The sequence below is a fragment of the Nocardioides sp. NPDC057577 genome, from assembly GCF_042801335.1.
GTDB lineage: Bacteria > Actinomycetota > Actinomycetes > Propionibacteriales > Nocardioidaceae > Nocardioides.
In genome coordinates, this window is sequence record NZ_JBHVGB010000005.1 from 32,812 (window position 1) to 58,938 (window position 26,127).

General features: G+C 65.1%; 23 protein-coding genes and 1 pseudogene. 10 read left to right on the forward strand and 14 right to left on the reverse strand.

Annotated elements, in window-relative coordinates; translation table 11 throughout:
• Positions 1-264: 264 nt before the first annotated feature.
• Entirely contained in the window at positions 265-702 is a 438-nt protein-coding gene (locus ACFU7D_RS01850) for an NUDIX domain-containing protein (RefSeq protein WP_378862542.1), read from the forward strand.
• Here ACFU7D_RS01850 and ACFU7D_RS01855 read toward each other — a convergent pair.
• The 6 genes and pseudogenes from ACFU7D_RS01855 to ACFU7D_RS01880 form a co-directional block, all read right to left on the reverse strand.
• On the reverse strand, positions 665-1,153 hold the full coding sequence (locus ACFU7D_RS01855) for a TetR/AcrR family transcriptional regulator (RefSeq protein ID WP_378862679.1): 489 nt from the start codon (positions 1,151-1,153) through the stop codon (positions 665-667). The genes ACFU7D_RS01850 and ACFU7D_RS01855 overlap by 38 nt on opposite strands.
• Before the next feature lie 9 nt (positions 1,154-1,162).
• Positions 1,163-1,360 (reverse strand): annotated as a pseudogene (locus ACFU7D_RS01860) (helix-turn-helix domain-containing protein); the annotation flags it as partial.
• Positions 1,357-1,899, reverse strand: coding sequence for an HAD domain-containing protein (locus ACFU7D_RS01865; RefSeq protein ID WP_378862545.1), 543 nt, complete (start codon positions 1,897-1,899; stop codon positions 1,357-1,359). The gene ACFU7D_RS01865 and the pseudogene ACFU7D_RS01860, both read right to left, overlap by 4 nt.
• A gap of 34 nt (positions 1,900-1,933) precedes the next feature.
• Positions 1,934-2,626 (reverse strand): class I SAM-dependent methyltransferase, encoded by a 693-nt coding sequence (locus tag ACFU7D_RS01870; RefSeq protein ID WP_378862548.1) that lies wholly within the window; start codon positions 2,624-2,626, stop codon positions 1,934-1,936.
• 1 nt (position 2,627) lies between these two features.
• Positions 2,628-3,542, reverse strand: coding sequence for a hypothetical protein (locus tag ACFU7D_RS01875; RefSeq protein ID WP_378862550.1), 915 nt, complete (start codon positions 3,540-3,542; stop codon positions 2,628-2,630).
• Positions 3,543-3,618: 76 nt separating this feature from the next.
• Positions 3,619-4,368 carry a hypothetical protein gene (locus ACFU7D_RS01880; protein ID WP_378862553.1) on the reverse strand — a complete coding sequence of 250 codons (750 nt, stop codon included), beginning with the start codon at positions 4,366-4,368 and terminating at the stop codon, positions 3,619-3,621.
• Between the two features lie 225 nt (positions 4,369-4,593).
• On the opposite strand from ACFU7D_RS01880, the gene ACFU7D_RS01885 reads away from it, so the two are divergent.
• Positions 4,594-5,949 carry a hypothetical protein gene (locus ACFU7D_RS01885; protein ID WP_378862556.1) on the forward strand — a complete coding sequence of 452 codons (1,356 nt, stop codon included), beginning with the start codon at positions 4,594-4,596 and terminating at the stop codon, positions 5,947-5,949.
• Positions 5,950-5,983: 34 nt separating this feature from the next.
• The gene (locus tag ACFU7D_RS01890; RefSeq protein WP_378862558.1) at positions 5,984-6,478 is read left to right on the forward strand and encodes an NUDIX domain-containing protein; all 495 of its coding nucleotides are present in this window, start codon (positions 5,984-5,986) and stop codon (positions 6,476-6,478) included.
• A 64-nt stretch (positions 6,479-6,542) separates the two neighbouring features.
• Here ACFU7D_RS01890 and ACFU7D_RS01895 read toward each other — a convergent pair whose 3' ends face one another.
• On the reverse strand, positions 6,543-6,920 hold the full coding sequence (locus ACFU7D_RS01895) for a nitroreductase family deazaflavin-dependent oxidoreductase (protein ID WP_378862561.1): 378 nt from the start codon (positions 6,918-6,920) through the stop codon (positions 6,543-6,545).
• A 1-nt stretch (position 6,921) separates the two neighbouring features.
• Positions 6,922-7,377, reverse strand: a complete 456-nt coding sequence (locus ACFU7D_RS01900) for a nitroreductase family deazaflavin-dependent oxidoreductase (protein ID WP_378862674.1) — start codon at positions 7,375-7,377, stop codon at positions 6,922-6,924.
• A 79-nt stretch (positions 7,378-7,456) separates the two neighbouring features.
• On the opposite strand from ACFU7D_RS01900, the gene ACFU7D_RS01905 reads away from it, so the two are divergent.
• Positions 7,457-7,840 (forward strand): MmcQ/YjbR family DNA-binding protein, encoded by a 384-nt coding sequence (locus ACFU7D_RS01905; protein WP_378862564.1) that lies wholly within the window; start codon positions 7,457-7,459, stop codon positions 7,838-7,840.
• 377 nt (positions 7,841-8,217) lie between these two features.
• Here the strand turns inward: ACFU7D_RS01905 and ACFU7D_RS01910 are convergent, their stop codons facing one another.
• Positions 8,218-12,378 (reverse strand): NACHT domain-containing protein, encoded by a 4,161-nt coding sequence (locus tag ACFU7D_RS01910; RefSeq protein ID WP_378862567.1) that lies wholly within the window; start codon positions 12,376-12,378, stop codon positions 8,218-8,220.
• A gap of 260 nt (positions 12,379-12,638) precedes the next feature.
• On the opposite strand from ACFU7D_RS01910, the gene ACFU7D_RS01915 reads away from it, so the two are divergent.
• From ACFU7D_RS01915 to ACFU7D_RS01940, 6 genes are all read left to right on the forward strand, one after another.
• Entirely contained in the window at positions 12,639-13,025 is a 387-nt protein-coding gene (locus ACFU7D_RS01915; RefSeq protein ID WP_378862576.1) for a site-specific integrase, read from the forward strand.
• Positions 13,026-13,051: 26 nt separating this feature from the next.
• Positions 13,052-13,552 carry a tyrosine-type recombinase/integrase gene (locus ACFU7D_RS01920; protein WP_378862677.1) on the forward strand — a complete coding sequence of 167 codons (501 nt, stop codon included), beginning with the start codon at positions 13,052-13,054 and terminating at the stop codon, positions 13,550-13,552.
• A 204-nt stretch (positions 13,553-13,756) separates the two neighbouring features.
• Positions 13,757-15,457, forward strand: coding sequence for an AAA family ATPase (locus ACFU7D_RS01925; protein ID WP_378862579.1), 1,701 nt, complete (start codon positions 13,757-13,759; stop codon positions 15,455-15,457).
• A gap of 1,248 nt (positions 15,458-16,705) precedes the next feature.
• The gene (hrpB, locus tag ACFU7D_RS01930; RefSeq protein WP_378862582.1) at positions 16,706-19,255 is read left to right on the forward strand and encodes an ATP-dependent helicase HrpB; all 2,550 of its coding nucleotides are present in this window, start codon (positions 16,706-16,708) and stop codon (positions 19,253-19,255) included.
• A gap of 74 nt (positions 19,256-19,329) precedes the next feature.
• The gene (locus ACFU7D_RS01935) at positions 19,330-21,063 is read left to right on the forward strand and encodes a helicase (RefSeq protein ID WP_378862585.1); all 1,734 of its coding nucleotides are present in this window, start codon (positions 19,330-19,332) and stop codon (positions 21,061-21,063) included.
• A 1,037-nt stretch (positions 21,064-22,100) separates the two neighbouring features.
• Positions 22,101-22,826 (forward strand): hypothetical protein, encoded by a 726-nt coding sequence (locus ACFU7D_RS01940; protein ID WP_378862587.1) that lies wholly within the window; start codon positions 22,101-22,103, stop codon positions 22,824-22,826.
• A 227-nt stretch (positions 22,827-23,053) separates the two neighbouring features.
• On the opposite strand, the gene ACFU7D_RS01945 is transcribed toward ACFU7D_RS01940, so the two are convergent.
• The 5 genes from ACFU7D_RS01945 to ACFU7D_RS01965 all read right to left on the reverse strand — a co-directional run bounded on the left by ACFU7D_RS01945 (position 23,054) and on the right by ACFU7D_RS01965 (position 25,927).
• The gene (locus tag ACFU7D_RS01945) at positions 23,054-23,263 is read right to left on the reverse strand and encodes a hypothetical protein (protein WP_378862590.1); all 210 of its coding nucleotides are present in this window, start codon (positions 23,261-23,263) and stop codon (positions 23,054-23,056) included.
• Between the two features lie 131 nt (positions 23,264-23,394).
• Complete coding sequence (locus ACFU7D_RS01950; RefSeq protein ID WP_378862593.1) at positions 23,395-24,126, reverse strand: TIGR02391 family protein; 732 nt, start codon at positions 24,124-24,126, stop codon at positions 23,395-23,397.
• Between the two features lie 148 nt (positions 24,127-24,274).
• Positions 24,275-24,799 (reverse strand): restriction endonuclease, encoded by a 525-nt coding sequence (locus tag ACFU7D_RS01955; protein ID WP_378862596.1) that lies wholly within the window; start codon positions 24,797-24,799, stop codon positions 24,275-24,277.
• Positions 24,796-25,653 (reverse strand): hypothetical protein, encoded by an 858-nt coding sequence (locus ACFU7D_RS01960; RefSeq protein WP_378862599.1) that lies wholly within the window; start codon positions 25,651-25,653, stop codon positions 24,796-24,798. Before ACFU7D_RS01960 ends, ACFU7D_RS01955 begins: the two co-directional genes overlap by 4 nt.
• Positions 25,654-25,792: 139 nt before the next feature.
• Positions 25,793-25,927: a hypothetical protein gene (locus tag ACFU7D_RS01965; RefSeq protein ID WP_378862602.1), complete on the reverse strand. Its 135-nt coding sequence runs from the start codon at positions 25,925-25,927 to the stop codon at positions 25,793-25,795.
• Positions 25,928-26,127 lie beyond the last annotated feature (200 nt).

The following is a 26,127-nucleotide window of genomic DNA, read 5'->3' on the forward strand; positions in this document are numbered from 1 at the left end:
CCCTCGAGGTTTCCACTGCAACCAGGTTAATTCGACCGATACCCCCATAGGTTTCTGTCAGATCTGATTCTGCTACCGGATCGAACTCTTGGCCGGGACAGCCCTGTTTCTTTGCGCTTGACCTCGTCTGATTCGGCTATGCTCCCCACCGTGGGATCTCGGCCGACACTAGACGCGTCTGTATATCCGCCGCGCCCTCGCTCCCCTGAGGTGAGCAGCACGGGCCAACGAGTCGACTGGCACAACGATCCCTCGGCGCCCGAGGTGAACACCATCAGGCCGAGCGCCGGCGTCTTCGTACTCGACGACCCGGGGCGGATCCTGCTGGTCCGCCGCGACGACACCGGCAACTGGACGATGCCCGGCGGCGCGATGGATCCGGGCGAGTCACTCACCGCCTGCGCGGTCCGCGGGACGCTCAAGGAAACCGGCATCACCACCGAGGTGATCGGCCTGGTCGGGATCTGGACCGACCCCCGGCATCGCATCGAATACCCCGCCAACGGCGAGGTACGCCAGGAGTTCAGCATCATCTACGCCGGCCGCTACCTCGCCGGCGAGCCCACCCCGTCTGCCGAGAACACCCACGCCGAGTGGCTCTATCCCGAGATGGTCCCCAGCCTCCAGATGGACCGCAGCCAGCGCGTACGGATCGACTGGGCCCTCAACCGCAACTTCCCCCACCTCGACCCCAACCCCTGATCGCGTCGGCCACGGCCACCGCGCGAGCGATCCTCTCCTCCGGAGCGCCGCAGATCCGCAGACAGGTCGCCGCGATCGCCTGCCCATGGGCGCCGGTGATCTCTTCGCCGCCCGACCGGATCCGGATCACCACCTCGACCGCCTGAACCAGCAGCCCACCCAGCTGCTCCACGCCCACCGTCGCAGCGACAGGACCGCTGACGACTTTGGCGCCCAACCGGCCGTACGCAGCAGTCAGCTCCTGCAGCGCAGGCTCGACCTCCTCGAAGACCTCGCTGCTCCTGACATCAGGCATCCGGTAGAGCTTGCCGATGTTGTGCGGCACCGTCGCGAGGGTCTCCACATCGACCAGCGCCAGCAGGTAGAGCGCCGCCTCGGGGACCTCGGCCGGACACTCGATCTCGATCTTCTCGACCTTGTCGAGGCTGGGCCGCACAGACCGGTGCAACAACTCGGCAAGGATGGCGGGCTTCCCATCGAAGTAGTAGTAGAGGCTGGCCTGGCGGATCCCGCAGGCCTCCGCGATCGCTCGAGTCGATGTGTCGGAGTAGCCGCGATCGGCGAACGAGCGCGCAGCATGGTCGAGGATCTCCTCCCTTGCTGGATGCTCACCTGACCGCGAATCAGTGTGCCGCGGCCGTCCAGGACCCCTGGTCACGCGACTCGGGTGTCGGTGGCCCGGACCCAGGCCATGACCTCGGCCAAGTGCTCGGGCTGCAAACCGACATGCGGTTCGGGCTGTACGAGCAGGGTCGCCGCTCCACGTGTGGTTCGTTCTGCTGCCCACTCCTGATCGAGACTGCTGAAGTCGTCATCGATCCACACTGCGGGGGCATCGGCCAGCCAGTTGTCGACATAGTCACGCTTCCAGAGGTATCCGTTGGGATGGCTGGTGGTGATCGGAAGTTGCGGCAGGTCAATGTATGGCATCGGCGAGAGGCCGAGGAGTGGCCCGATGAGATTGGAGGCGTCTTCTCGCCAACTGGTGCACCACGCGGGGACGACCAGACCAGTGCAGAACAGTTCCGAGAGCATCGGACCGTGGGTTGGGTCCAGCCAAACCGTGACCGGGTTGTCGGCACTACGCCCGGCGGGGACCACGTCGTGGTGGACGTGGGTGGCAGGTGTCAGATCATCGGCTCGCGGAAACGGGATGAGAACACCATCGATGTCGAGGAGCAGGTACGGCGGAGGCATCGGTTTCTCCAAGGAGGGCGGTGACGAGTGGCGGCTAGAGCTTGTGAGCGCGAATCAGCAGAGTTGTGGGCCAGCGACACACGCCAGAGTCGTAGTGCTCTTCGGTCGAGGTAAGCCGGAAGCCTGTTTGGTCGAGGTGCTTCGTCCAGCGGTCTGCAGTGAGTTCCCAGCGGGCGATCGAGAGGCGGGTGCGATCGGGCAATGTGACGTGGTCACGCCTGGGCTTGTCGTCATTGGCGGTGCTTCGGCCGCCGCGACGCGGGTGGGGCACGGAGAAGGCGAGCACTCGGCCAGGCGCGAGGCGTTCAGCGATGGCCGGGAGTACGAGTTGGGGAGCAACGAGGCCGATGGCTCCGAAGACGGAGTAGATGGCGTCGAACTGCTCCTCCGAGGCGTTCAGGTAGGGCAGAGCATGGCCAGCGACGAAGTCGAGGTTGCGCAGGGGCCCGTAGTGACTTCGAGCGCGAAGAATCTGGAGGCGGACCAGATCGACGCCGGTTACTCTCGCCTCTTGATGCACCGCGAGATGGGCAGCGTTGTGGCCGGGGCCGCAGCCCAACTCCAGGATCCGGTTGCCACCCAGATCGGTGCCGAGCAGGTCGGCTCCGGGTCCGTGACCAGGCTTCGTGCACCACTCCATGTGGGTAGGCACGGAACGCGGACCAGCGGTTCCGGCAGCGATCCGCTGGGTGGCATGAGCGTGCCAGGCGGAGGCCTGGGTGGGCATGTCATATCTCCAGGAGATCCACGACGTCGGCAAGATGGCGACGGACAACCTTGAGGTACACGGGATCGGTGTCCGGGTCGTCAACCCAGCGCACAGACTGCTCCATGAACCACTCGACGGCCCACATCCGGTGCCAACCAAGGGCCCACGTCTCGGCTGCGAGGCCACCTCGCCGCCCGAGGGCATCAGCAGTGCCACCTGCGACGACGTACTGCTCCAGAAACTCGCGCAGGCGCTCCGGGTTCGGTGGTTCGATGGTGCCGTGCCAGCTAGCGAGGTCAATCAGGCCAGGCCCGGTGAAGGCGCGAGCGAAGTCGAGCAGCCGCCAGGACTCGTGCTCTCCGATGTGAACGCTGGTGTGGTGGAACTCGGAGTGAACCCATCCGAAAGGGGCCATCATGGCTCCGGCCGAGCGAGCCCGGGCCGCTCGTGCGATCTTGGTGAGCGCATCCTCGACATCGTCGGCGTCTTGCCATCGGAGGGCACTCCGCAACTGCGCGAGATGTTCCAGCGAGCGTGTCGGCAGCGTGCTCAGCCGCTCCTGATCGAGCACCGGCAGGGTTCGAGCCACAGGGGCTCCGTGAAGCCTCACTGACGCGGTGACGCCGTCCCGGTCTGCGGCCTCTCGGATGGATGAGCCGAGGTCTTCCATGAGCATGCCGAGCCAGCCGTGCATGACCGCCGAGGCGTAGACCTGTGGGACTGGGACCCCCAGAGTTCCGGCGAGACGCAGGGCTTCGTCTTCCCGCTCGAACGGGCGTTTGGCGTACTTGAAGATGAGGGTGGACGCATCGGGCAGGGTCACACGCTCGACACCCGACATTGACCAGACTCGCACCGGGTCACGCGTGGCGGCCGCCTGACCAATCTCAGTGAGCAGGTGGTCGAGAAGCTCGGCGCTGGGGTTCACAGTCATGGGAGGCTCCAGGAAGGTGGTGGCATCCAGGACGGACGGCGCAGGTCCGCCCGCCCCGGATGCCTGATCGGGGTCGTTAGGCGGTAGGACTCACTCGGTGGGCGTAGACCTGTTCGATCCAGCCCTCCTTGAACGCAGCCAGGTCGTCTCGGAAGGTCGCCATCGATGCACCGTACGGCGCGACGACGCCGCCGGACTGATCCGGCACGGACTGGCAGCCGTGCACGAGCCGGCCACCGAGCGCAGCGTGAGCCTTGATCGACTCGATGCGGCGGTGCTCGTTGAACCAGCCTCCGTGGTAGACCTCGTCGAGCAGACCGCCCATCTCGTCGTCGAGGTCGAAGACGACCGAGGTGGCGGCGGGGAAGAACCAGCAGGGGCCGACGTTGGAGATGTGCCCGTCCAGCTCGACCTTGTTCAGGGCCATGAGGGTGGCGGCCTCGCGGAGCATCCGCAGGTGATCGGTGGTGATCTGGGGCAGACCGAGCGTCGCGAGGTGCTCCTTGCGGAAGAGGTAGGTGTAGACCTCGTGTGCGGTGGCCAGCACGCGGGCCGCGTCCGAGGTGGAATCGCTGTGGTCCTTGATGAAGTCGAGTGCCAGCTGCTCGACCGCACTCTCGGACGTCTCGTCCACATCGAGGAGCTCGGACCTGACGAGTTCCCAGTCGGAGACGAGCCAGGTGTTGGTCTCGAAGCGGAAGAAGTACTCGGCAGGGTCGATGGCGAGGACGCGCCCCTCGACGCTAATGCCCGGCAGGCGGTTCCAGCGCGGGTCGAACGCGGTGGGCAGCTCGACCGTGATGATCTCGGTGTCAATGATGGTCATGGGTTTCTCCGTCTCTGATCGGCCGGGTTCGGGCACAGGTATGTGCCCGCCCGAAGGTGGGCGTACGGAACTTCGACGTGCCACCCAGCCGAAGCAAGGGACCTGGTCTCGAGATTGCATCGAGGGCGGCTGCTGATAAGTCAACCGCTGATCACTCCCGGTGGGTACGGTGTAGCGCAGGTCAAGCGGTGTACGCGGTTTACAACTCGGGAACGGAGAATCTGCGTGGCGACGCAAAGAGACCCCAATTTCCGGCTGCGCGAAGTCATCGACACCGTCGGCTGCACCTTCGACTCCCTCGCCAGGGACGTACGACGCATCGCTGCCGAGAACGGCGAGATCCTCCAGACCAACAAGTCCGCCATCTCGCACTGGGTCAACGGCACTCGCACTCCCTCGGGCCGTGTGGGTCTTTACCTCGCGGAGGCGCTGTCTCGCCGCGCGCGCCGACCGGTCACTCAAACTGAGATCGGCCTCCACCCCGGAGATACCGACCTTCCACTGGAGTCCGACCCGGTCTTGGCGATCACTGACCTCGGACGCGCAGACGTCGAACGCCGACGTTTCCTCGCCATCGCCGCCTTCACTACAGCTGGCGTTGCGATGCCGCTAGATCACGACCACGAGGCCACCGCTCGGATGCTCCGGGCACGTAGTGGCGTGTCACGAGTCGGCGCCGAGGACGTAGACGTCGTTCGGCAGATCACCACAGTCTTCAGCGCCGCCGACGAACGTCTCGGTGGAGGACACGGCCTCACCACCGTCACGGCATACCTCGCCGACACTGCTGCCCCGATGCTGCGCGGCCGCTACGCCAACGAAGCTCTACGTAGGGCAGCCTTCGGCGCTGTCGCCGAGCTCGCTTACCTTGCGGGCTGGAAACACCACGATCTCGGCCAAGAAGGGGCCGCTCAGCGCTACTACCAGGTCGGCTACCAACTCGCCTGCGAAGCCGACCCTCACGGCCACGCTGCCTGGATGATGCGCGCCCTCGCCCACCAGGCACTCAGCCTCAAACAGCCCCATCACTGTGTCGACCTGATCGAAGGCGCGCTGCAGCGCAGCCAAGGACACGTCGACGGGCAGACCCAGGCCCTCCTCCACATCACTCACGCACGCGCCTACGCCGCCACAGATGAAAGCCCGTCGGCTGCTCGCGCCCTGCTCGCGGCCGAGGATGCTCTCCTACGGATTGACGACCACCAACCCAGCTACTCCAGAGTCAGCGGACCGGCTGCTGGAACCGTTGCCAGCCACACCGCACGCACCTTGACGGATCTCGCCGACCACGTTGGAACGGAGCAACAGCACCGAGATGCACTGACTCGCTGGGACCCCGACAAGTACAAGCGAGTCCACGCCCTTACCCATGCCGACCTCGGCGACAGCCTTGCCGCCCAGGCCAGGGCCGATGAGGCTGTCGCCGCGTGGACAGAAGCCCTTGTCCTCATGGAGGGAATGACCTCCGACCGAACTCGCAAGGCGATCACGTCGATCCGCTCGACACTCGCGATCTACCAACGGCGTCGCGTCCCCGGCGCCGCTGATCTCGCCCGCCGTGCACGCGAAGCGCTCGCCTAACATGCACAAGACCAACTGACGATTGGAAATCCCCGTGACCCAGCAGTCCGACACTCAGCCCAAGGCCCTCAAGCCAGCACTCGAGTCGATGACCCTTCTGGTTGCCGGCGTCATCGTCCACGACACGGCCACCAACCGTGTGGTCCTCCTCCAGCGAAGCGCGAACGCCAAGTTCGCCCAAGGAATGTGGGACATTCCCGTAGGCAAGAGCGACCCCGGCGAGCCGATCACCCAGACCGCCGTACGCGAGCTCTACGAGGAAACGGGGCTCACCGTGAAGCCCGAGCACCTCAAGGTCGCACACATCATCCACAGCGCCTGGGGGGTCGAGGCACCCAACGGCTTTCTCACTGTCGTGTTCGTCGCCCATGAGTGGGACGGCGAGCCAGAGAATCGCGAGCCACGCAAGCACGCCCAGGTCCGCTGGGTGGAGACCGACTCCATCCCCACCGAGTTCGTCGACACAACCGCCAGCGCCCTCCATCAATACCTCAACGGCGGCACCGAGGTCTCCATCGACGGCTGGTGAGGGCGACAGCAGCGGCGCCCGAACGACGGATCGCGATCGCAGCCCATCCTGTGTCGATGGCCCATCAGGCCGTACGCAGCAGCCTGAACTCGTGCCGCCGCAGCACCTGCAGAACCAGCTTGGCCGGATAGCCGAAGGCGTTCCGGCCGGCCTCGGACGGATAGGGCTCGATCGCGGACACCTGATGCCAGTGGCCGTCGACCAGCAGCTCACAGCCACCGGCGGCGACGATGTTGCGATACCAGTTGACGTCCTCGCCGTAGGTCAGCTCCGCGATGAACCCTTCCGGCACCCGCGCGACCATGATCGGCGTCTCGTACGTCTTCCCCGACTTCCGCCCGACGTGACGCACGAGCGAGAACGGCCCGTGCCCCGAGCGGGCCACCCGGCTCGTCACCCGGTTGAGCGAGTTCTTCAGCAACCAGAGCCACCTGCGACGCATCTCAGTCTCCTTCGAGCTTCAGGTTCACCATCGGCAGTCCCTCGACCTCGTGACCGACCGCCGCCTCGATCGCGCCGCGCAGACGCTGCCAGGCCTTCGGGTGCGCCTGCTGGTAGCGACCCAGCGCGGCAGCGGACTCCTCATCCGTGAGGAAGCGCGCCCGCGCCGCGACGCTGTACCGCGCCCCGATGCTGACGCGACAGGCAGGCTCGGCACGAAGGTTCTGATACCACTGCGCGCCGGTGCCGAAGCCGCTCACCACCACGATCTCGTCCGCGCTCGGCCGCTCGACGACCTCGAGACACACGTACCGCGGCGCCCCCGATCGGCGGCCAACGTGCTCGAGCATCAGCATCCGGGACCCGAAGAGCCACCCGGCGTGGTGTCGATAGAGCCAGATCGGAGCACGTACGACGGCGCGCGTCCGCAGCAGCCGGGATGCGATCGAGTCGATCATCGACGTCACGTCAGGGACCTTACTCACCCACTCGGTCGATCCGGTTCAAACCAGCAGAACCAAGAGCTACGCTCCGAAGATGGCAACCCTCGAAGACCTCGCCCGGATCATCGGCGAACTGCCCGAGGTGACCGAGGGCGAGCGCTACGGACACCCGACCTGGTCCGTACGCGGCAAGAGCATCGCTTGGCTGCGCCCGTTCAGCAAGGCCGACCTCAAACGCTTCGGCGACCAGACACCGCCGGCCCCGCCGATCCTCGCCGTCAACACCGCCGACCTGCACGAGAAAGAAGGCATCCTCGCCGCCGGCATCGACGGCGTCTTCACCATCGAGCACTTCAACAACTACCCCGCCGTGCTCATCGAGCTCAGCGCCATCGACCCACGCGACCTCCGCGACCTATTGGTCGACGCATGGCTGGCCGCCGCCCCAGCTGAGTTGGTCGAAGGGTTTGACGGCTGAAGTGCTGCCTCGCCGCGATCGTGCTCGGGCAGGGCGAGACATACCGCCCAGTTTGACGCGGGCGGATCACTGCGACGACGTTCGTGACGTGTGGGAGCGAGCCAACACGCCACCACCATCGAAACACGAAGAGCTTCCGCTCTCCCTCAGGTGCGGGTCAGACTCTGAGCAACCACTTGGATCAGTTTCAGTGTTCGAGCATCCACGACCGTGCCCCGGGACATCCCCGATCACGTGCGACGAGAGTGACGCCATGCCCAATTTCACCGTCGTCCTGGGGATGACCAACGGCGAACACGGTCGGACGCCGCCTCGGTGACGCCCGGTACCAAGCGACGGCCGACGCGGCCATCCGCGACGTCCGTCCGGTCGAATTCTCAGGCCCCTCGTCGGATCGAAGCGTTGAGGACAACGACGGCAACCTTTCCTCCCGCCGCCGCAGCGGCGCCACCTAATTGAGCACGTAGATCGTCGATGCCAGCGAAGCGAGCAGCGGCGTTCCGACGCCGATCAGATCTGTCAGCCCAAGGTTCCTGGTCGAACCAAACGACGATGTAGATGCCGTATTCGGTTTGGAAGTCAGCCATGTAGCGCCCTACGAGCTGGCTGCTGACCGAGTCGATTACCCCGGCGTTCCAGGTTCCTTTCACCTCACCCGGAATCTTCACTGAGGCCGTCCCCTCTCGTGCGACATCTGTAGGGATGGCTTCGAAGCGGAGGTCGGTACGTTCAGGCAGCCCAGACGGCCTGATACGACGGACCTGGACCTCGCGGTTGACGACCGCACCTGCATGGCCGAGCCTGTCATTCAGTTCGATGGCCAGGTAGTCGGAGATCTCCTCTTCGGTCTTGGGTCGCGCCGCGTGTGTATCCCATAGGAGTGGCGCTGATGGGGTGTCGCCCTGCAGGCGGGCCTGGATGCCTTCCAGGGCCAAGAGGGCGGCGTTCTGAAGGTCAGCGTCCGTGCGGACCAGTCGCACCGATTGACTAGCTGTAAGTTGATCAAGCTCTTGCGGGCTGAGCGGCTGCCAGGACTGATCACGGAGAATCCGCTTGGCGTCGATCAGGACTCGCTTCAACCAAGTCTCCTCCGGCAGGGCGTCGCAGAGTGCCTGGATGGCTTGAACAGCGCTGGCCGTGCCTTTGAGTCGGAGTCCTTCGAGCAGCGCGTCACGCCAGTTTGCAAGAGCCTCGCGCGGGCCGACCCCGTGAACGTCGTCGAACTGTGGGTCCTCTGTGGGAGGGAAGAGCTCACGGAGGCGGAGATACAGGTCGCCAAGGCTGGCGTCATCTAGGTCGGGCACCTTGCGGTCGTAGACGAAACGGTTCGTGAGGAAGGCCTTCTTGATGAACTCCGGATCGGTCTCCAGCAGCGTTCGCAGGCGTGGCCATCCGGCCGTGGGCGCGTGCTGGAGCAGCGTCATGGCTGCTTCTGCCGCGCGATCGGAGTCACCGATCCGCTCCGTGTCGCCGATCCAGCGGAGCAGCACGGGTTCGACCAGACTGATCCAGCCGCCTGCGAGGAGGGCGTCGAGCAGGCTGTCTCGGGTTTCCTTGGCTGTTGCCTCGTCCAGCCTTGAGACCAGCTCGCTGGCAAGGTCTTCCGACATGAGCGCGGCCAACTCGGTTCTTGCGAAGACGTGCTTCTGCTCGGCGATGTCACGGTCGATGAGCGCGAGGAGAGTCGAGACCATCTCGGGGCGGGCGTGCTCGGCTGCCAGTTCGATCAGGGTGGTCTTGTCGTCGGGCTTGGCGCCGTTAACCGTGACAGTCCAGTCGATGATGATCGGAGCCCATTCCTGCCAGATGGCGGACGGGAGAGCCGCTAGCGCGGCGGGTCGTTCTCGGAGCAGGAGTACCAGGGCGCGGTAGCCCGCCCGCGCGGGGTGGAACATGACGTCCTTGGTCAACCAGCGATCAGGTTCGCACCGCCCGTCGCGCAGGTACTTAACCGACGCCGCAACGAGGTCGGCATGAGTGGTCGCGGGGAGGGTCTTCCACCGAGGATGCTCGGTGAGGTCGGGCTGGAACTCGTCCATGAACCGCTGCGTGCCAGGTCGCACAGTCACCAGGCGCACTGCGTACCAGTACGCTTCGACGTCGCCGCCGACGGCACTCTGCGCGAGCGCGGCGATCTTTGGGTTGACCCAGGCGTCCTTCGCCTCGGTTGCCCTCCGCTCCTCTCGCTTCCTTCGGCGATCGGCCCACTGAGCCCACTGAGCACGTGCCTGCGCCGCTTCCGGTGAGGCGAGCAGCACTACGGCGCGCCATGAGCTGAAGATTTCCGCCGCTGGGTCGTTATCCGACAGGCCCAGCACCACGTCGCTGTGTGCCACAAGATCGGGGCGGTACAGGTAGTGCAGCGCGGTGGCGATGTTGGTGCGAAGGGTCCCGTCGGCGTATCGATATTGCTCGATGAGCCATTCAAGATCGGCCTCCGAGAGCAGACGTAGTCCGTGATTCGATAGGTGGTCGCTCATGGCCCAGGTCTGTTCCTTGGTTGCCTCGGCCAGGAGCACGAGCGCCACTCCTCGTCGCTGATCGTCGTTCAGTTCTGGGGCCGGGTCGAGCGCGCGCTCGCTGAAGAGCGGCTCGTAGTCCTCGGCGCGTTGAAACGCCACGTGTCGCAGCGCTTGGCGAGCGTGCGGGTCCTCGAGATGGCTGATGCACAAGCGAGTGACGGCGTCGACCAGGGCCGCGAACCGGCTGTCGTTGAGCCTGTCAGGGTTTGAGAGGACCCAATCGCAAGCGGGGGCGAGGTCTGCGTCTGTCAACTCCGCGGCGAAGTGGCGTACGAACGTGGAGTACATGCCGATAAAGTTGCGGGGATGACGGGGGCTGAGCATTGCGAAGACTTCTGCAGTGGTGATGGCATGCGGCCAGGACGCCAATAATGCTGCGCCCTCGAGCTCATGGTGAATGGGGCTCTCCGCGCGACTTGTTCCCGACGGTTTGAGCAGACCGACCAGCGCAGTGCTCGGGCTCTTCTCGGAGAGGTCGCGCACATCGAGCGCTGCCGACACCCGCAGGCTCACCTCGGCCGTCGGGTTCAACGCGAGGGCGGTCAGGTCGGGGACAAGTTCAGTGAGTAGGCATTGGCGTGCGATGCGCAGCGCGAGCCGTCTGGCATCGTCACTTTGGTCCGCGAGCGCTTGACGAACCTGGGCCGCCAGGCCCGCATGGCCGAGTCCGGTCAAGTCGAGGTTGTACTCGTCATAGAACGTGCCAGCGCGCGCCGCTGCGAAGAGCGCGTCGACCAGCTCAGCCCTCAGCGATTCCTCGGGGATGTCTGCGTTCTGAAGAAACGCCTGGGGGTCGCGGGTGATGAAGGAGCGGAACCGAGTCGGCGCCATCGCGACCAACCACGTGGCGACCTGCCGTACTCGCGGATACATCTGCCCGTCCTCGGCGAACAGCAGAGACTCGATCTGCTGGTCGTCGAGCGAGCTTGCAAGCATCCACCGCACGGTCAGGTAGTCAGCGAACGTTGCATGTGCCCACCCCAGCCGAGACTCGCCGTTGCCCGTGAACAGGCCCGTTCGCAGCGTTGCATCAACGACTTCCGAGGAGGTCGCGTGCGCCTGTGCGACGAAATCCGTTGGCAGGCACTCATCGACGGTGATCGTCGCGTCCTCAGCCTCAGCGATGTGGCCGATCCAGATCGACGGACGGCCCCCGAAGATCGAGATCGCCGCAATTCGCGATGCGACCCTGAGCCGTTCGGCGGCGCTGCCGGCGGCGAAGCCTGTGCCATGCCGGATCGGATTCATCTCATCGGCTAGCGCCAGAAGGCCCTTGTCGTACAGCTCTGAGGCGCTTTGCGGGAATCCGCCGGCGGGGTCGATCGCGGCTCGCAGCAGGTTCAGCGTCAACGGTCGCGCAGCTAGGGGCACTACACGGGCGGCTTCGACCGCGGTCAAGACGTCGATCGGATCGACGCCGGCTGCTCGAAGGAGCGTTGCTGCGTCGTCGCGTCGCAGCGGCAGCAGCTCCTGGACGCGGACGCTGTCCTCGCCAAACCCCACCTCCAGCGCCTCCCGCAGGAATGCTGGCCAGTTCGCGGTTCGGCATGCGACCCGCAGGTATAGCCGAGAGCAGTCACATTGGTTGAGAAAGTCGACGAGAAGGCGTGGCAGGGTCTCGACGCGGCTATATGCCTCGTCGAAGCCGTCAAGGCTCAGGCACAGCTCGCCGCGCCCCTTTCTCCACACCGCGAGTTCGGCGCTCTCGAAGACACGGCTCACCAGCCGCTCCTCGCTGCTGAAGGAACCCAGGTCGAAATGCTGTACCGGAACGCTCAGATCGGGCCGGAAGTCCCGACCCTCATTGAGCGCACTGGTCTTGCCGATGCCGGGCTCCCCCAACAGCACAAGACATCGAGTACGAGCAAGATCGCGCGTGGAGGTTATGCGAGCGTTGATCGAGTAGAACGTGCCATCGGAGGGCTCGGCCAGCCAGCCGTCCTGTGTCAGCTCGTAGGCCTCGCCAGAGGCGACCCAGAATCGCTCAAGGCTGACGATAGCGCCGGAACTATTCATGCCCTGACTCCTGTATCCCAGACCGGCTCGCCCAAAGACTGAGCACCATCCCCTGCGCCACAGCGCCAGCCGGTATCAGATTGAACATTAGCGTCGCAGAGATCCTCGAGGGAGGCCATGTCGGGTCCGAGTCCGCAGCGCGTCTTAACGCCGCCAGCGGCGCTGGTCCTGACGTCGTCAGCGTTGATCTGTCCGAGTGCCTCGCCGTGTTGGCGGCGAGCATGGCCTGGCCTCGCTTGGGTCGTCGCGTGAGGTGTCGCATGTCCACCGCATCGAAGCTGCCGCCGTCCCAGCCACTATCGATGACGACCGCAGAGATGGCCGCGGTCTCGCTCCTGGCCCACTACTCGGGTCATACCCACGAGCTGTACTCCTACCAGCTGTGCCGCTGGTTCACGTGGTACCAGACGAACGGGCTGGATCCGCTGATCGGGATCCAACGTGCCCACGTGAAGCTCTACATCCGCAACCTGGGCGAGGCCGGTCTCATGGCGTCCTCGATCAACACGATGATGCACGGACTCCGTGGCTGCTTCCGGTTCGCCCACATCGACAGACTGATCCCGGCCGATCCCGCCGTCTACGCACGGCTGCCCAAGGTGCACACAGACGAATCCCGAACCCACGCCTCGACCGGCTCGAACTGATCCGCTTCCTTCAGCTCGCCCAGACCATCACCGTCCACCACGGTGCCCTGGCCTACCTGTTGGGCGTCAACGCGCTACGTGCCTCCGAAGCAGCAGCAGTCCGGATCGAGGACTACACCGAGACACTGCGGGGCCACCGCGTGCTCCACCTGGTCGGCAAGGGCGACAAGCCCACGACCATGCCGATCACCGTCCCCGTCCTCCGCGTTCTGGATGCCTGCCGCGGCGAACGGACCACCGAACGACTCATCTTGCGACCCACGTCAGGCAAGTCGATCGACCGACGCGACGCGTACCGGACGGTCACACGGGCCGCAAAGGCTGCCGGAATCCCTCGGCACATCAGCCCACACTCGTTACGGCACGCAGCGATCACCAACGCCCTCGACGCAGGTGTCCCGCTCCGCGATGCCCAGATCCTGGCCCGGCACGCAGACCCCAGAACCACCGAACACTACGACCGCGCCCGCGGGAACCTCGACAGCCACGGAGTCCACTTCCTCACTGCCTACGTCGCCGGCGTCTGACCACTCAGCATCATGAGCACATCAGCTACGCCCACTATGCTGCGCACGGGCCTACTAACCCTCGCTGTCACACGCAGGCCGCGTCTCAAGGAGGGCGATTTACGGCCCCGGAACCTGTAAGTCGCGAGTCGTCAGGATAGCCTGACGAGCAATTGGGTTACGCGAGCAAGGGCGTCGCCGTGACAGATGGGAAACTGATCCACCGTGGCGAGCAATCCGGCCGAGACTGCAATTCGCATCGTTCTAGCTCGAAGCGAAGCACAGATCCCGAGGCCAGATGGGCAGTTGGTACTTGCCGCGGTTGCAGATGGAGGCACCTGGAACGACTTTTCCAAGAACTTCAATGCCCATCTGCATTTCGTTGGATTTGAAGAAGAATACGCTCCGCTAGCAATGAAACTAATGTTTGCCGATGAGTTGCGCACTGACACCAAGGTGCAGACGCTCCTGCGCGATCGCGGGCACGTGAACATTGAGATTCTAGACGAGATATTCGTCTCTGCACTTGCGGACCTCACGAGCTACAAGACGATAGTCGAGCGAATAGGATTCGGCAACGCGTTTGCTTCCTTGCGATCGTTGCACGATATCGTCGTTACCAGACTAGAGGGGGTGGATAGCCCGACAATTGGCCTAGCAGAAACTGTCAATTTTACCGAAGGAGTACTTCGCAACGCTGACACTTGGGTAGCCGTACGACAGGGCGCCCGCTACCTCAGCCCAATTTTATCGCACGATGTCGAAGATTCGGCCCAGTCTTTTGAAGTCAGAGCGAGCCTTGCGGGGATGCCTGGCGACCACGTACTCGACGCCGATTTTGGCGTTGACTTTCCACTCTCGAGGCGATCGCTCGTGCTGGTTGGCGAGAACGGGGTTGGGAAGACCCGACTCTTTCAGGCACTAATCGAGGGTCTCCAAGAAAGGCAAACTTGGGATGGTGACGCGGCGTCCGATGACACGGCGACGTTCGACCCCAAACCCATATTCTCAAGACTCGTGGTCTTTTCGTCGGCCGCCTCAGACTCCTATCCCTCTCAACTTCCACCGTGGCGGGGTGTGGATTATAGATTTCACCGAATGGCTGGAGGACCGGCGACCGGCGCGGACACCTTAGCGCAGTCGTTTATCGATTGTGTCCGGATGGATGCTGCTGATGAGGACCTGGCAGGCATGAAACGAGTGGATCTCCTAGACGAGGTTCTGGAACCTCTTGGCGTCAAGAGTCACCTTCATGTCGAAGTCAAGGACGACCCCGACGAGGAGGCCCCTCACTTGCCCACCCCTACCGTCCACAACGGTTCCAGATATCTGCCGTTCTTCTCAATCTCGGGCGAGCAGCGCCGCCTCCGCCTCCAAGCAAGAATGATTTCGAACGCCGAGCCCAAAGTTATCGATGCATCGGGACGGGTGCGAGACCTGAGTAGTGGCGAGCAGGCTTTGGTGCGTTTCGCCGTGCAGGCTGCTGGTTCGGTGCGACCAGGGTCGCTGTTACTGTTTGATGAACCAGAAACTCATCTGCATCCGCGATATGTGTCACAATTCATGTCGATGCTTGACCGACTCTTGGGCTCGGCAAGTTCGGTTGCATTGATAGCTAGCCATTCTGCATACGTGGTCCGCGAAGTGCCCGCACGGAGGGTTCGGATTATCCGAACTACCAATCCTAGCGAGGTTACGATTGAACCCCCCGGCCTACAGACATTTGGTGCAAGCATAGACACGATTTCCCAGTTTGTCTTCGGAGACCTTGCGCTAAAGCATCGCTATCAAAGCCTTCTGGACCAGTGGATGGAATCTACGCTGGACCCGTCTGTCGAGGCCTTTCGACAGCGTTTCCAAGATGATCTTAACGCCGAGACTCTCTCGTACCTCGCACAAATCTTGTCAGAACGCCGAGAAGAGTGAAACACTTACCATTCCCGCCAGGCGCGGGTGACGACGTGATAACTCGCCAATGCAATAAGCAGGGGTGGAATGGCTTCCGCTCGCGGTGGCTGGCCGCTGCTTCAGCCTACAGAAACGGCCAAGGAAATCCCTGGGTCGTGAAGCCGGCCAACTTTACTGAAACCGAAGGAACAGAGCTGAGGAAGCTCTACGATAGCCGTCGCAAGAATGGCCCCATCGCTCGCATTCGACGGCCGCCCGGCGGCTTTTCGAGTTGCCCAATGTGCGGTTCTTCAGGTGGCAGATCTTTGGATCACGCCCTACCTAAAGCAGAATATCCAGAATTCTCGATTCTACGTGAGAATCTGGTCCCTGCCTGTACGATCTGCAACAGTGACGAGAAAGGCGTTGGGCATTCGGGGACTGTTCCCTCAGAGCGGCTGATTCATCCGTACTACGACGATTGGGCCTCGCAACCCCTATGGCAGGTCGCATTTGGCTACGACTTGACAGCCGTGACCCTCTTGCCCGTCCCGCTTCCCACAATTCCTCATGCGAGGCGAACGACTGTTGAGTTTCATTTGTCGCAAGTTCTTGGTGATGAATGGAGAGAAAGCGCCCGCCGATACTGGGGTATCCTGCCCGCGCACATTAGGAGGAGGGTTTCCGGCGCCATCGATGACGAGGCAGCTCGAGCGGAACTCTCAGTTCGACTCCGAGAGGAGGTAGAGGAATCCGATGAAAATGGTTGGCGGCCAGCCTTCTTGCGTGGGGTGCTAAACGATGATCGAATCCCTTCGTTCTTAGCGACTCAAGCGAACAAGTTGCCCGCGAGCTAGGTTGACGTCTCATTGGAACCACGCGCCAGGTCGGCTGAGTCTCGGCAGGTCAGCGCACCTGACCCCGGCGCACGCCATGGCGGGACAACTTCGCCAGATACGACTCGACGCTGAATGCGTGCGCGTCCTTCCGCCGCCAGTGGGGCGCACCAACCGTGTCGAGACTTGAGGCGGTGCTGGACGGAAGTGCAAGTGGCCGATGCCGCACCGATCGGCAGGAGCACTGCGGACACCGGACAGTGACCGGCTAGGGCACGACGGGCCTGAGACACATGACCCTTCAGCACTGCTCCCCACATCCACCAGTCCCAGATCGCCACCCCCGATTCGATGCGTCAGACGATGAGCTCGTTCTGCCCGGGCGTCGTCGTGGTGACAGCCCTGGGCGCCGACGCGACGCCGGCCGAGGCACGTCAGGCACACTGCAGGAGTGTCCGACCCCCTGCGCAGTCTGCTCGCCGCGCCGCCCGATCTCCCGGTCACCGCCGGCTTGGCCGCTCTCGACGAGGCGCTTCGTGCCCACGGAGCCGCGGTGGTCCATGCACCGCCAGGCACCGGCAAGACGACCTTGGTCCCGCCCGCGGTCGCCGAGGTGGTCGCCGGACGGGTCGTCGTCACGCAGCCCAGCCGCATCGCAGCCCGTGCTGCTGCCCGTCGGCTGGCACACCTGCTGGGCGAACCGGTTGGCGAGACGGTCGGATACTCCGTGCGCGGAGACCGACGCACCAGTCGACGTACACGTGTCGAGATCGTCACGACCGGCCTGCTGCTCCGGCGGATCCAGCACGATCCCGAACTGGTCGGCGTCGGGGCTGTCGTGCTCGACGAAGTGCACGAGCGCCACCTCGACGCCGACCTGACCTTGGCGCTGCTCATCGACGTCCGAGCCCACCTGCGTGACGACCTGTCCCTGGTGGCGATGTCGGCCACCATCGAGGCCGAACGGACCGCCGCCCTGCTCGGTGGGGTCGAGTCCGCTCCGGTGATCCGCGTCCCGGGTGCTCTGCACCCGGTCGAGGCGGTCTGGTGCCCGCTGCCTGCGGGGGTACGCCGCACCGACGAGCGGGGCATCACCCCAAGCTTCCACGACCACGTCGCAGCGACCGTACGTCGTGCGCTCATAGAGCACGAGGGTGACGTCCTGGTCTTCGTGCCGGGTGTCGCGGAGGTCGAGGCGACCGTACATCGCCTAGCCGGCGTGGACGCGGACGTGCACGCCCTGCACGGACGGCTGTCCGGCGCCGAGCAGGATCGTGCGCTCAGCGAGGGCCCGCGTCGACGAGTGATCGTCTCGACCGCGGTCGCCGAGTCGTCGCTGACCGTACCTGGGGTACGTGTCGTGGTGGATGCCGGATTCTCGCGCGAGCCGCGCACTGACCACCGTCGCGGACTGGCTTCTCTGGTCACCGTCGCGGTGAGCCGGGCAGCGGCCGAGCAGCGGGCAGGTCGGGCCGGACGGCTGGGGCCGGGGGCCGTGCTGCGTTGCTGGTCCGAGGCGGAGCACGCGCATCTGGCCGCTCACCCGGAGCCCGAGATCGCCACCGCCGATCTGACGGCCTTCGCCCTGGAGGTGGCGTGCTGGGGCAGTCTCGACGTGCGCGATCTGGCGCTGCTCGACCAGCCACCGGCGCATGCATTGTCGTCAGCCGAGGAGGTGCTGGTGGATCTGGGGGCGATGACCGAGGATGGGAGAGCCACCCCGCGAGGCCGGGTCATCGCCGGCGTGCCGACCGACCCCAGGCTGGCGCGTGCCCTCATCGACGGGGCTGGTCTCGTCGGAGCCAAGCGCGCCTCAGAGGTGGTCGCGATGCTGAGCGAGGACGTACTCGCTCCCGGCGGCGACCTGGTTGCCGCGCTCCGGTCGCTCCGTGGCAACCAGCGTGCGGGCTCGTGGCGCAGCCAGGCCACCCGCCTGGAGACGATCGTCGAGAAGCAGGGCACCACGGGCGGACGGAGCAACGCGTCGGACCATTCCCAGGCAGCCCGAGCACTCACCGATGACGTGGCGGTGGGGCTGGTGGTGGCCCTGGCGCATCCGGACCGGATTGCGCGCAAGCGTTCGAGTGCCTCGAGCTACTTGATGACGTCCGGAACGGGCGCGGCGCTCGATCCGCGTGCCCCGGGGCCCTTGGTCGGAATGGAGTGGCTCGCGGTCGGAGACGCGGAGCGACGGCCCGGGCAGCGTGAAGCCCGGATCCGATCGGCGGCCCCGCTCACCGAGGACCTCGCGCTGGAGGCGGCCGGGTCCCTGTGGACCGAGGTGGACGAGGTCACCTGGACCGAAGGGCGGGTGCTGGCGCGCCGACGTACGCTGCTGGGCGCGATCGAACTCCGCTCCGTCCCGCTCAGCGATCCACCCGCGCAGGCCGTGGCCGACGCGATCCGAGAGGCGGTGGCGAGGGAGGGAATCGCTCTCTTCGCCTGGTCGGAGGCGGCCACGGCGCTGCGCGACCGCCTCGACTTCCTGCACCGTGCGCTCGGTGACCCGTGGCCCGATGTGAGCGACGCGGCACTGACGCAGAACCTCCAGTCGTGGCTCGGTCCCCAGCTGGCGCGGGTTCGCTCGGCCCAGGATCTTCGTCGCGTCGACGTGGCTGCCGCGCTACGGGCGATGGTGCCGTGGCCGCAGGCAGGCAGGCTCGACGATCTGGCTCCCGAGCGAGTTCAGGTCCCCAGTGGGTCGAGCGTGCGGATCGACTACTCCGCCGAACAACCGGTGCTCGCTGTGCGCATCCAAGAGGTCTTCGGCTGGACCGCAGCGCCGGCCCTCGCGGACGGCCGGGTCCCGCTCCTGCTGCATCTGCTCTCCCCCGCGCGACGCCCGGCAGCCGTCACTGCAGACCTGGAGTCCTTCTGGGACAACGGCTACCCCGGCGTTCGTGCTGATCTGCGCGGGCGCTATCCCAAGCACGCCTGGCCGGAGGATCCCCGCAGCGCACCAGCCACCGCGCGTACGAACAACCCCCGCCGCCGAAGGTGAGCAGCGGGTCGACTCGCCGACCGACGTGGGCGAGCCATCTCTGCACATGGAGGAGACCCCGATAGCGTCGAGGGGTGGCCAGTCCTCGCCGATCCAGTGCTCGCCGCCGCGGCGGGCGTACGCGCCGTAGCGGGACGCGGCAACCGAACCGGCCGCTGCCCGCCGTCGGTCCGGGCGAGCGGCTGTGGGTGCTCGACGTTCCTTACGGCACCCAGGTCGAAGGCGCCGCGTGGCACCCGGGAGTCAAGACCCACCTGTACGTCGGGCGCGCGCTGCCGGCGCACCTCGCGCCGTACGCGCCGCGTCCGTACACGCTCGGTCGGTTCATCGAGAGCACCCTCACTCCCGACATGCCGACACGGAGCCTCGAGCCGACCGAAGCGCTCGAGCCGCGGCAGATCCAGTACGAGGCTGCTGACGCTATCGCGGCGCGTGCTGCGGCAGGCGGACGGCAGTTCCTGCTGGCCGACGAGCCCGGCGTGGGCAAGACGATCTCCGCGGTCCTCGGGGCGACAGCGGTGGGCGACCTCCGCGGTGCGCGACGGGTGCTGGTCGTGGCCGACCGCCCTGCCGCGATCACGATCGGCCACTGGTGCCGCACGATCGCCGCGCTTGGCGACGGCGGTCTCGAATGGGTCGTGATCACGTGGGACCGCCTGGAGAAGGTCAAGGATCACGCGTGGGACGTGATCATCGCGGACGAGGCGCACGCGCTGCGACGTACGACGACGAAGCGGTGGAAGCTCTGGGCGCGGATCTCGGGCCACGGGCGGCCGCACGACAAAGCCCCCTTCGTCATCGCGACGACCGCGACGCCCGGGCACACGCCGCTCGACCTGCCCTACCTCGCCCCGGCCTATGCGCAGGTCCTCGGCGAGCCGATGCAGGAGTGGACCTCGGCGACCCAGCCCGGCGCCACGTTCGCCACCGCGCTCGAGCGCAACGGGATCGGGGTCGAGCGGGGACGCTACGGCGCAACCTGGACCGCCGATCCGGCGCGGCGCGCCGCCGACCTCAAGCTCGTACGCGGCTGGCTCGAGGACGAGCGACCGCCCGCGATGCTGCACCGCGCGGCACCATGGGGACCGGTGCCGATCTCCGGCATGCCGGTGGCACTCACGCCGTCGGAGCGGACGGCGTACGAGGCCGAATGGGGAGAGTTCTGCCGCGAGATGGACATCGCCCGGCGTGGCCGCAATGTCGCAAAGGGGCGGGCAGCGCTGCTGCGCTTCCGACAGAAGGCCGGGCTGATCCGCGTCGACTCCACGGTCGCCTGGATCGTCCAGCAGGTCGAGGCCGAGCGACAGGTGGCGTGCTCGGTCGAGTTCGTCGCGACCGCCGCCGACCCGATCGCCGACCGACTGCGTGACTCCGGCCTCGAAGTCGCCACGATCTACGGTCGCGACCGGTTCGACGCAGAGGCCCAGCGGCTCCGGTTCCAGACCGGACAGGCGAAGGTCTGCGTCTTCACCACTGTCGCCTCGATCAGCCTGCACGCCGGTGAAACCCTCGCCGACGGTCGCCGGGCCAGCAGCGAGCCGCGGGTCGGCGTCTTCCACCAGGCCCGCTTCTCAGGCATCGCGGGACGGCAGGTGACCGGCCGCACCCACCGCGACCACCAGCTCTCGCCCTGGCACATCGCCTACGCCGAGGGCACCGTCGAGGAGCAGGTCGGCAGGGTGATGGTCGAGCGGATCGCTGCCGCCTCTGACACGGTGGGAGGCGACACCACCGGCCTCACCGGCGTCGCCCAGCTCCTCGGCGCCGACTGGCTTCCCTCCACCACCCTGACCGAGGACGGCGACTGACTTCTCGGCTCCTGCAAGCCACACCGTCACCGTGGAGACACCCATGCAGAGGTGAGGCGGCATTCCGCCGCCTATGCCGGGCGCAATCGCCTGCCGAGTTGAGTGTCCGCTGGCCGCGGGGATCGGGCATGCTGCATCTGTGAGTGACGCATGCAATCACGGGGCCACCCTCGCGGCGGCGCGCAGCCGACGAAGTGCCGATCGTGCTCGTGCGATACAGGACGCCTTCGTCGATCCCCACGCAGACGAACTCCTCGCACAGATGCTCGACGGATCTGGCGACCTCGTCTTTGCCAAGCCATTGATCGCCGCTCACCTCGGTGATCTGGCCGGGACCCGTGGGGATGCCGCTCTCCGTCGCGCCATCCAGGCAACAGGCCCCGGCACACGGGATACGCGCTGCGCATCACTCCTAGCACTGGCGAAGCGAGCTGGTGCTCTGGCCACCCCAGACCTCATGGAGGGGTTGGCCGCGCCTGACGCGAGCGTAAAGAACTACGCCATCATCGGCCTCGCTGGAGCTGGCGACGACCAGGCGTGGAGCCAAGCGCTCGGTTACCTGCGCTCGGTCCTCCGACGCGCGCGCCGGGCACACGGAAGATCCCAAGTTGCCTACGCCTTGGCGTACTTGGCCCGACATGTGGCTGATGGTCCCCGCAGGCGCGACCTGGCTGCCTTCGTGCGCAGACACTGGGATGCCATAGACGAGGGTGCATGGTTCGAGGCGTTGTGGCCAGAGGCTGCGCCTAGTGGACCAGCCCTCGAAGCGGTCCCGGCGCCGAGCGGTGAGGCGATTCAGGCTTGGGCGCGCGAATCATTGTTCAGACCGCTCGGCGCGCCGCCTGCATGACCCCAGCCGCCACAACGAGGGCGCGGCCCAACGCCAGCGTGGCTTATGTGTCCAATCGCCACCATCCGGCACCTCAGCCAGGTGCTTCGATCCGCCGCCAGAGCGGCCAAGCGTGGTCGCCCAGCGGGACTAGCTCTGATGCTCAGCCTGCACAATCGACGATCCAGCGACCCCTACTGTGAGGACCATGTCGAGCACTAACGGCCCTGGCGCCGAGATCGACGGCGGTGCGTCACGGCCGTCGATCGAACGCTTCGCCGCCCTAGTCCCGCGCGAGGTCGCCACGCGCTCCGGCGTCGTGTTCTACTCAGGTCGCGACGCCTATAGCAGCCCATCGCCGCTCTACCTCCTGGGCCTCAACCCTGGCGGCGACGCCGACCTCATCGGCGGCACGATCGAACATCACCTCGAAGTTGCCCTGCGCGACGAGCCAGACAACTGGTCGCGCTACCGCGACGAACCGTGGGGACCAGGGGCGAAACCCGGCACCTGGGGACTCCAGCCGCGCGTGCTGCACCTCCTCGACCGGCTCGGCCTCGATCCCGGCGAGATCCCATCAGGCAACCTGGTCTTCCCCCGCAGCCGCCAGGCCGTCCACATTGAGGACGAACTCAACATGCTCGCCGATGCCTGCTGGCCGGTCCACCAGGCGGTCATCGAAGAGCTGGAGGTCCGCGTGGTCGTCTGCTTCGGAGCACGCGTCGCTGACTACGTGCGGGTAAAGCTCGGCGCCTTCGACGAGCCATGGGGAACCTTCGTCGAACAGAACCGTCGCGGATGGACCAGTCGTGCGTATGCCGGCACGGGCGGCGTGAACGTCATCCAGGTAACCCACCCTGGCCGAGCAGACTGGCGTAACCCGGCAGCGGACATCACCCCGCTGGTCCAGGAAGCCATCGCGCGGCCTCGCTAGCCGCGCGCCTTGCACCCCGGTCCAGTCATTGAACAGCCGGCGCACGCTTGAACCGGCTCAAGCGACCGCGAAGCTGCGTCACACAGCCGCTTGCCGGGCGACCGAGCCACAACCTTGAGGTCGCCGCGTCCTTCAACCGCGGCGTACCGATCACGGCCGAGAAGCCGTCGCACCGCGTCAGCGTGGCCATCCGGACGTTCAACTCATGCCGATGAGCAGGCATTCGACTACTCGCGGATCCGGTAGACCGGGTTGCCGCTGTTGATGTCGACCACCCGGGTGTCTCGGATTCGATAGACCAGGTTGCCGCTGTTGATATCCACCACCCTGTCTCCTCGAATCCGGTAGACCGGGTTGCCGCTGTTGATGTCGACCACCCGGGTGTCTCGGATTCGATAAACCGGATTGCCGCTGTTGATCTCTACCCAACGCGTCATGACCCCATCTTCCCTCGCACTGCGTTCTGGATCGCGCTGGCGGGCAACTCCGTCGCGTCAGCGCCCTGCAGACGGGCGACGACGATCGCGTAAGACCCGACCGTTCGCAGTCGCTGGATTGGCGCCACCGTTCAGACGGATTCCACGTCGGCCTGATGGATCCATCGGGCGAGGAGACTGAACGCCGCCAGTTGCTCCAGTGCGAGCTGCTCCTCGCCGCCGTCTTGTGGCACGTGCATTCCTGGGTTGCGGATGGCTGCGTACAGGCCTTCTGCAAAGGACCGCGCTCCCCGGTGCAGGCTCTGGTAGGTCTTGCTGCCGTCGTCCTTCATGAGCCGAAAGCGCGGCATACCCGCCTTCGGCGGATCAAGGGAGAACGCTTGGTTAAACAGGTCCGTCTCGGAGACGTCGACGCGCGCGAGCTTCACCTGCGCCTCCGAGTTGACGCGGAGCGCCGCCTGCATCACCGCTTGGTGATAGAAACCGTTGCTCCAGTAGCTCTTGCCGTTCTCCCATGCCCACGGATGCAAATTGGCAGCGTCCATGTCGGGGGCGTTGTCGCCGAGCTTCTCGGCAAGTTCCGCCTCGCGGTGCAACGCCGCTTTCGCGCGAGCTGCCTGGTCGCGAAGCCAGGCAAACTCCTCGTCCTTCACGGGACGCTCCTTGCGCCAGCGGGGCAGCACGCGGTCAAGAATCTGCTCGACAACGTGTGCGCGCTGCGATGCGTCCGTCTCCGAGCTTCGCATGTGAGTTCCGAACACCACGACTCCAGAACCCGGACGATTGTCGTAAGCGACCTGGTCCGTCGCCCGGATGAAGCCGTCAATCTCATCGATTGCCCACGCGGTGTCCAACTTTGCCATGTGCCCATTTTGCCCGAAGCACCGACACAACGAGTCAGGATTCACCTGACCGACCCCGTGGCCCGGGCCCTGCTCGTGTGTCTTGCCGGAAGCGTCTGCGTCGCACCGCCGCAACAGTGGCACCATCCCGATACCGCAAGAACTGTGGTCATGCGCCGATGCCACCGGTGGAAAATGCCGCGAGGTGCCGTTCCTCAAGCAGATCAACCAAATCTTGCTCATTAGCCAACCCAAGAAGATCATCACGCGTAAGGACGACAAGGCGACATCTGAGAGCTTGTGCCGTCATGGCTAGGGAGTGTGCGTGTGTGAGTTCGTCATTGTCACCCGTTAGCCCGTTTGACGCAACAATCACCGCAAGCTCGGCAGAGCGGCTCAAACAGATGTAAAGAAAGTAGCCAACAGCCTTGCTATCGACTGGGTCGGAGTAGTTCTTGCACTCAACCAGGAACTTGTCAGGAAGTCCGGGAAAGCCCCCTCGGTTCGCAACCGCTAGGTCGATCTGCTCGGAGCCTAAGAACGATGCAGAATTGTGCACGACGAGTGTATTCGGAACGGACTCGAAGACGTACTTGAGCAACAACTCGAAGCGCTCGCCCTTCGCCTGAGCGTGCGGGGCATTATCCGAGGCGTCCATCATCTGCTTCACAACTTGCGGGTCGAGGCCGCTCATAGTGCATGCACCGCTCGATTACGAGCCGCAGATAGCACTCGGCCAAGACTTTCGGTTTGGAGCCCGCGCATCAACTCGTCAATGCCAATCACGAGCACCATCGGTACAGGCCTCACGCGCGATGAACTCGCGAGACGCGCATCATCGAAGACCAAAACTCCGAGTGCCGCTCCCCGCTCCATCACCGCGGTCTGCAGTTTTCGAGCAGCGGACGCCAGTGCCTGCGGAGTCTCGGCCGTCTTGCATTCGACAACGATAGGGCCTGTCGCGAAATCAGTTCCAGGAACAGAAGCAGCGAAGTCAAACTGATCTCGTCCGTATCGGTCGTGCGCAAAGACATTCGCCTCGGCGCTACGCATCAGATGTTCAACAAGTTGCTCGAAGAGCTCGGATCGAACAGCCCCGTCCTGAATCGCCCGCACATCACGCAGCTCGCGATCGGCCCAATCAGTACTCGTGACTTTGGCACCCGATGGCAGAATGGCTTCATCGAGAGGACGCCGCACTGATTCCAGGAACGTGTCGACGTGAAACCTGATCGCCGAGGAGTTCTGCAGTCCTCCGAGAATCACAGTGACGTCTGGGAGAATTTCCGAGAAGGACGGCTCATCGGACAGGACCAACAAGGGTTGTTTGAGGGCACGCGCAAAACCGATGTCCAAGAAGACCGATGTCAGCTGGTCGCGGGGGCCCGACAGAACTGCAACGACCGCATCGGCCGGATCACCCGCGTCTGCCCATGTCGCCCACGCGCCCTCACCGCTGCTGACGATGTCCCCCACCCCCGAGGACTTCAGTACTTTCACAATCCGTGTTCGTTGGCGGCGATCGGCAACGCTTAAGAGTAAACGCATGCCGCGACCCTATCGATGGACACCGGACTTCACATGGCTATCGCTGATACCCGAGTCGGACAGGTTCGAGCTTCCACCATGCTCTCCGAGGCCTACGTCTTACCGCCGCCTGACGGACATGCTGATCTGCAGCGAGCAGCTACTCAGCCGGCCGCAGGTATCGCTCCAGCACCTGCGCCGTCGCCTTCGGCCCGTCGCCATCGACGTCGCGCAGCGGCTCGTCGAACCTGATCCACCCCATCCGCTCGATACCCTCGTCGAGTTTCGACAACACTGAACGGATCGTCTGAGGGAATCGACGTGATCTGACCAGTCGGCTCGGCTGGCCACGGTCCTGGGCCGACGTCCGGATCCTGCATCACTTGGACGCGCGATCCTGCTCGTACGTGGACACGGTCAGGAGTTTGACATGAAACCTTTGGAAGGGCAGGTCTTAGCCCCGATGAGTGCGTCAATCCGCCGCGCGTCGAGGTG

Excerpts from the sequence above, each read along its gene's own strand:
- ACFU7D_RS01900 (WP_378862674.1), bottom strand. The coding sequence starts at position 7,377 with ATGATCGACTCGATCGCATCCCGGCTGCTGCGGACGCGCGCCGTCGTA.
- ACFU7D_RS01940 (WP_378862587.1), top strand. The coding sequence starts at position 22,101 with ATGTCGAGCACTAACGGCCCTGGCGCCGAGATCGACGGCGGTGCGTCA.
- ACFU7D_RS01960 (WP_378862599.1), bottom strand. The coding sequence starts at position 25,653 with ATGCGTTTACTCTTAAGCGTTGCCGATCGCCGCCAACGAACACGGATT.
- ACFU7D_RS01915 (WP_378862576.1), top strand. The coding sequence starts at position 12,639 with ATGTCCACCGCATCGAAGCTGCCGCCGTCCCAGCCACTATCGATGACG.
- ACFU7D_RS01945 (WP_378862590.1), bottom strand. The coding sequence starts at position 23,263 with ATGACGCGTTGGGTAGAGATCAACAGCGGCAATCCGGTTTATCGAATC.
- ACFU7D_RS01910 (WP_378862567.1), bottom strand. The coding sequence starts at position 12,378 with ATGAATAGTTCCGGCGCTATCGTCAGCCTTGAGCGATTCTGGGTCGCC.
- ACFU7D_RS01865 (WP_378862545.1), bottom strand. The coding sequence starts at position 1,899 with ATGCCTCCGCCGTACCTGCTCCTCGACATCGATGGTGTTCTCATCCCG.
- ACFU7D_RS01875 (WP_378862550.1), bottom strand. The coding sequence starts at position 3,542 with ATGACTGTGAACCCCAGCGCCGAGCTTCTCGACCACCTGCTCACTGAG.
- ACFU7D_RS01880 (WP_378862553.1), bottom strand. The coding sequence starts at position 4,368 with ATGACCATCATTGACACCGAGATCATCACGGTCGAGCTGCCCACCGCG.
- ACFU7D_RS01905 (WP_378862564.1), top strand. The coding sequence starts at position 7,457 with ATGGCAACCCTCGAAGACCTCGCCCGGATCATCGGCGAACTGCCCGAG.
- ACFU7D_RS01950 (WP_378862593.1), bottom strand. The coding sequence starts at position 24,126 with ATGGCAAAGTTGGACACCGCGTGGGCAATCGATGAGATTGACGGCTTC.
- ACFU7D_RS01870 (WP_378862548.1), bottom strand. The coding sequence starts at position 2,626 with ATGCCCACCCAGGCCTCCGCCTGGCACGCTCATGCCACCCAGCGGATC.
- ACFU7D_RS01895 (WP_378862561.1), bottom strand. The coding sequence starts at position 6,920 with ATGCGTCGCAGGTGGCTCTGGTTGCTGAAGAACTCGCTCAACCGGGTG.
- ACFU7D_RS01955 (WP_378862596.1), bottom strand. The coding sequence starts at position 24,799 with ATGAGCGGCCTCGACCCGCAAGTTGTGAAGCAGATGATGGACGCCTCG.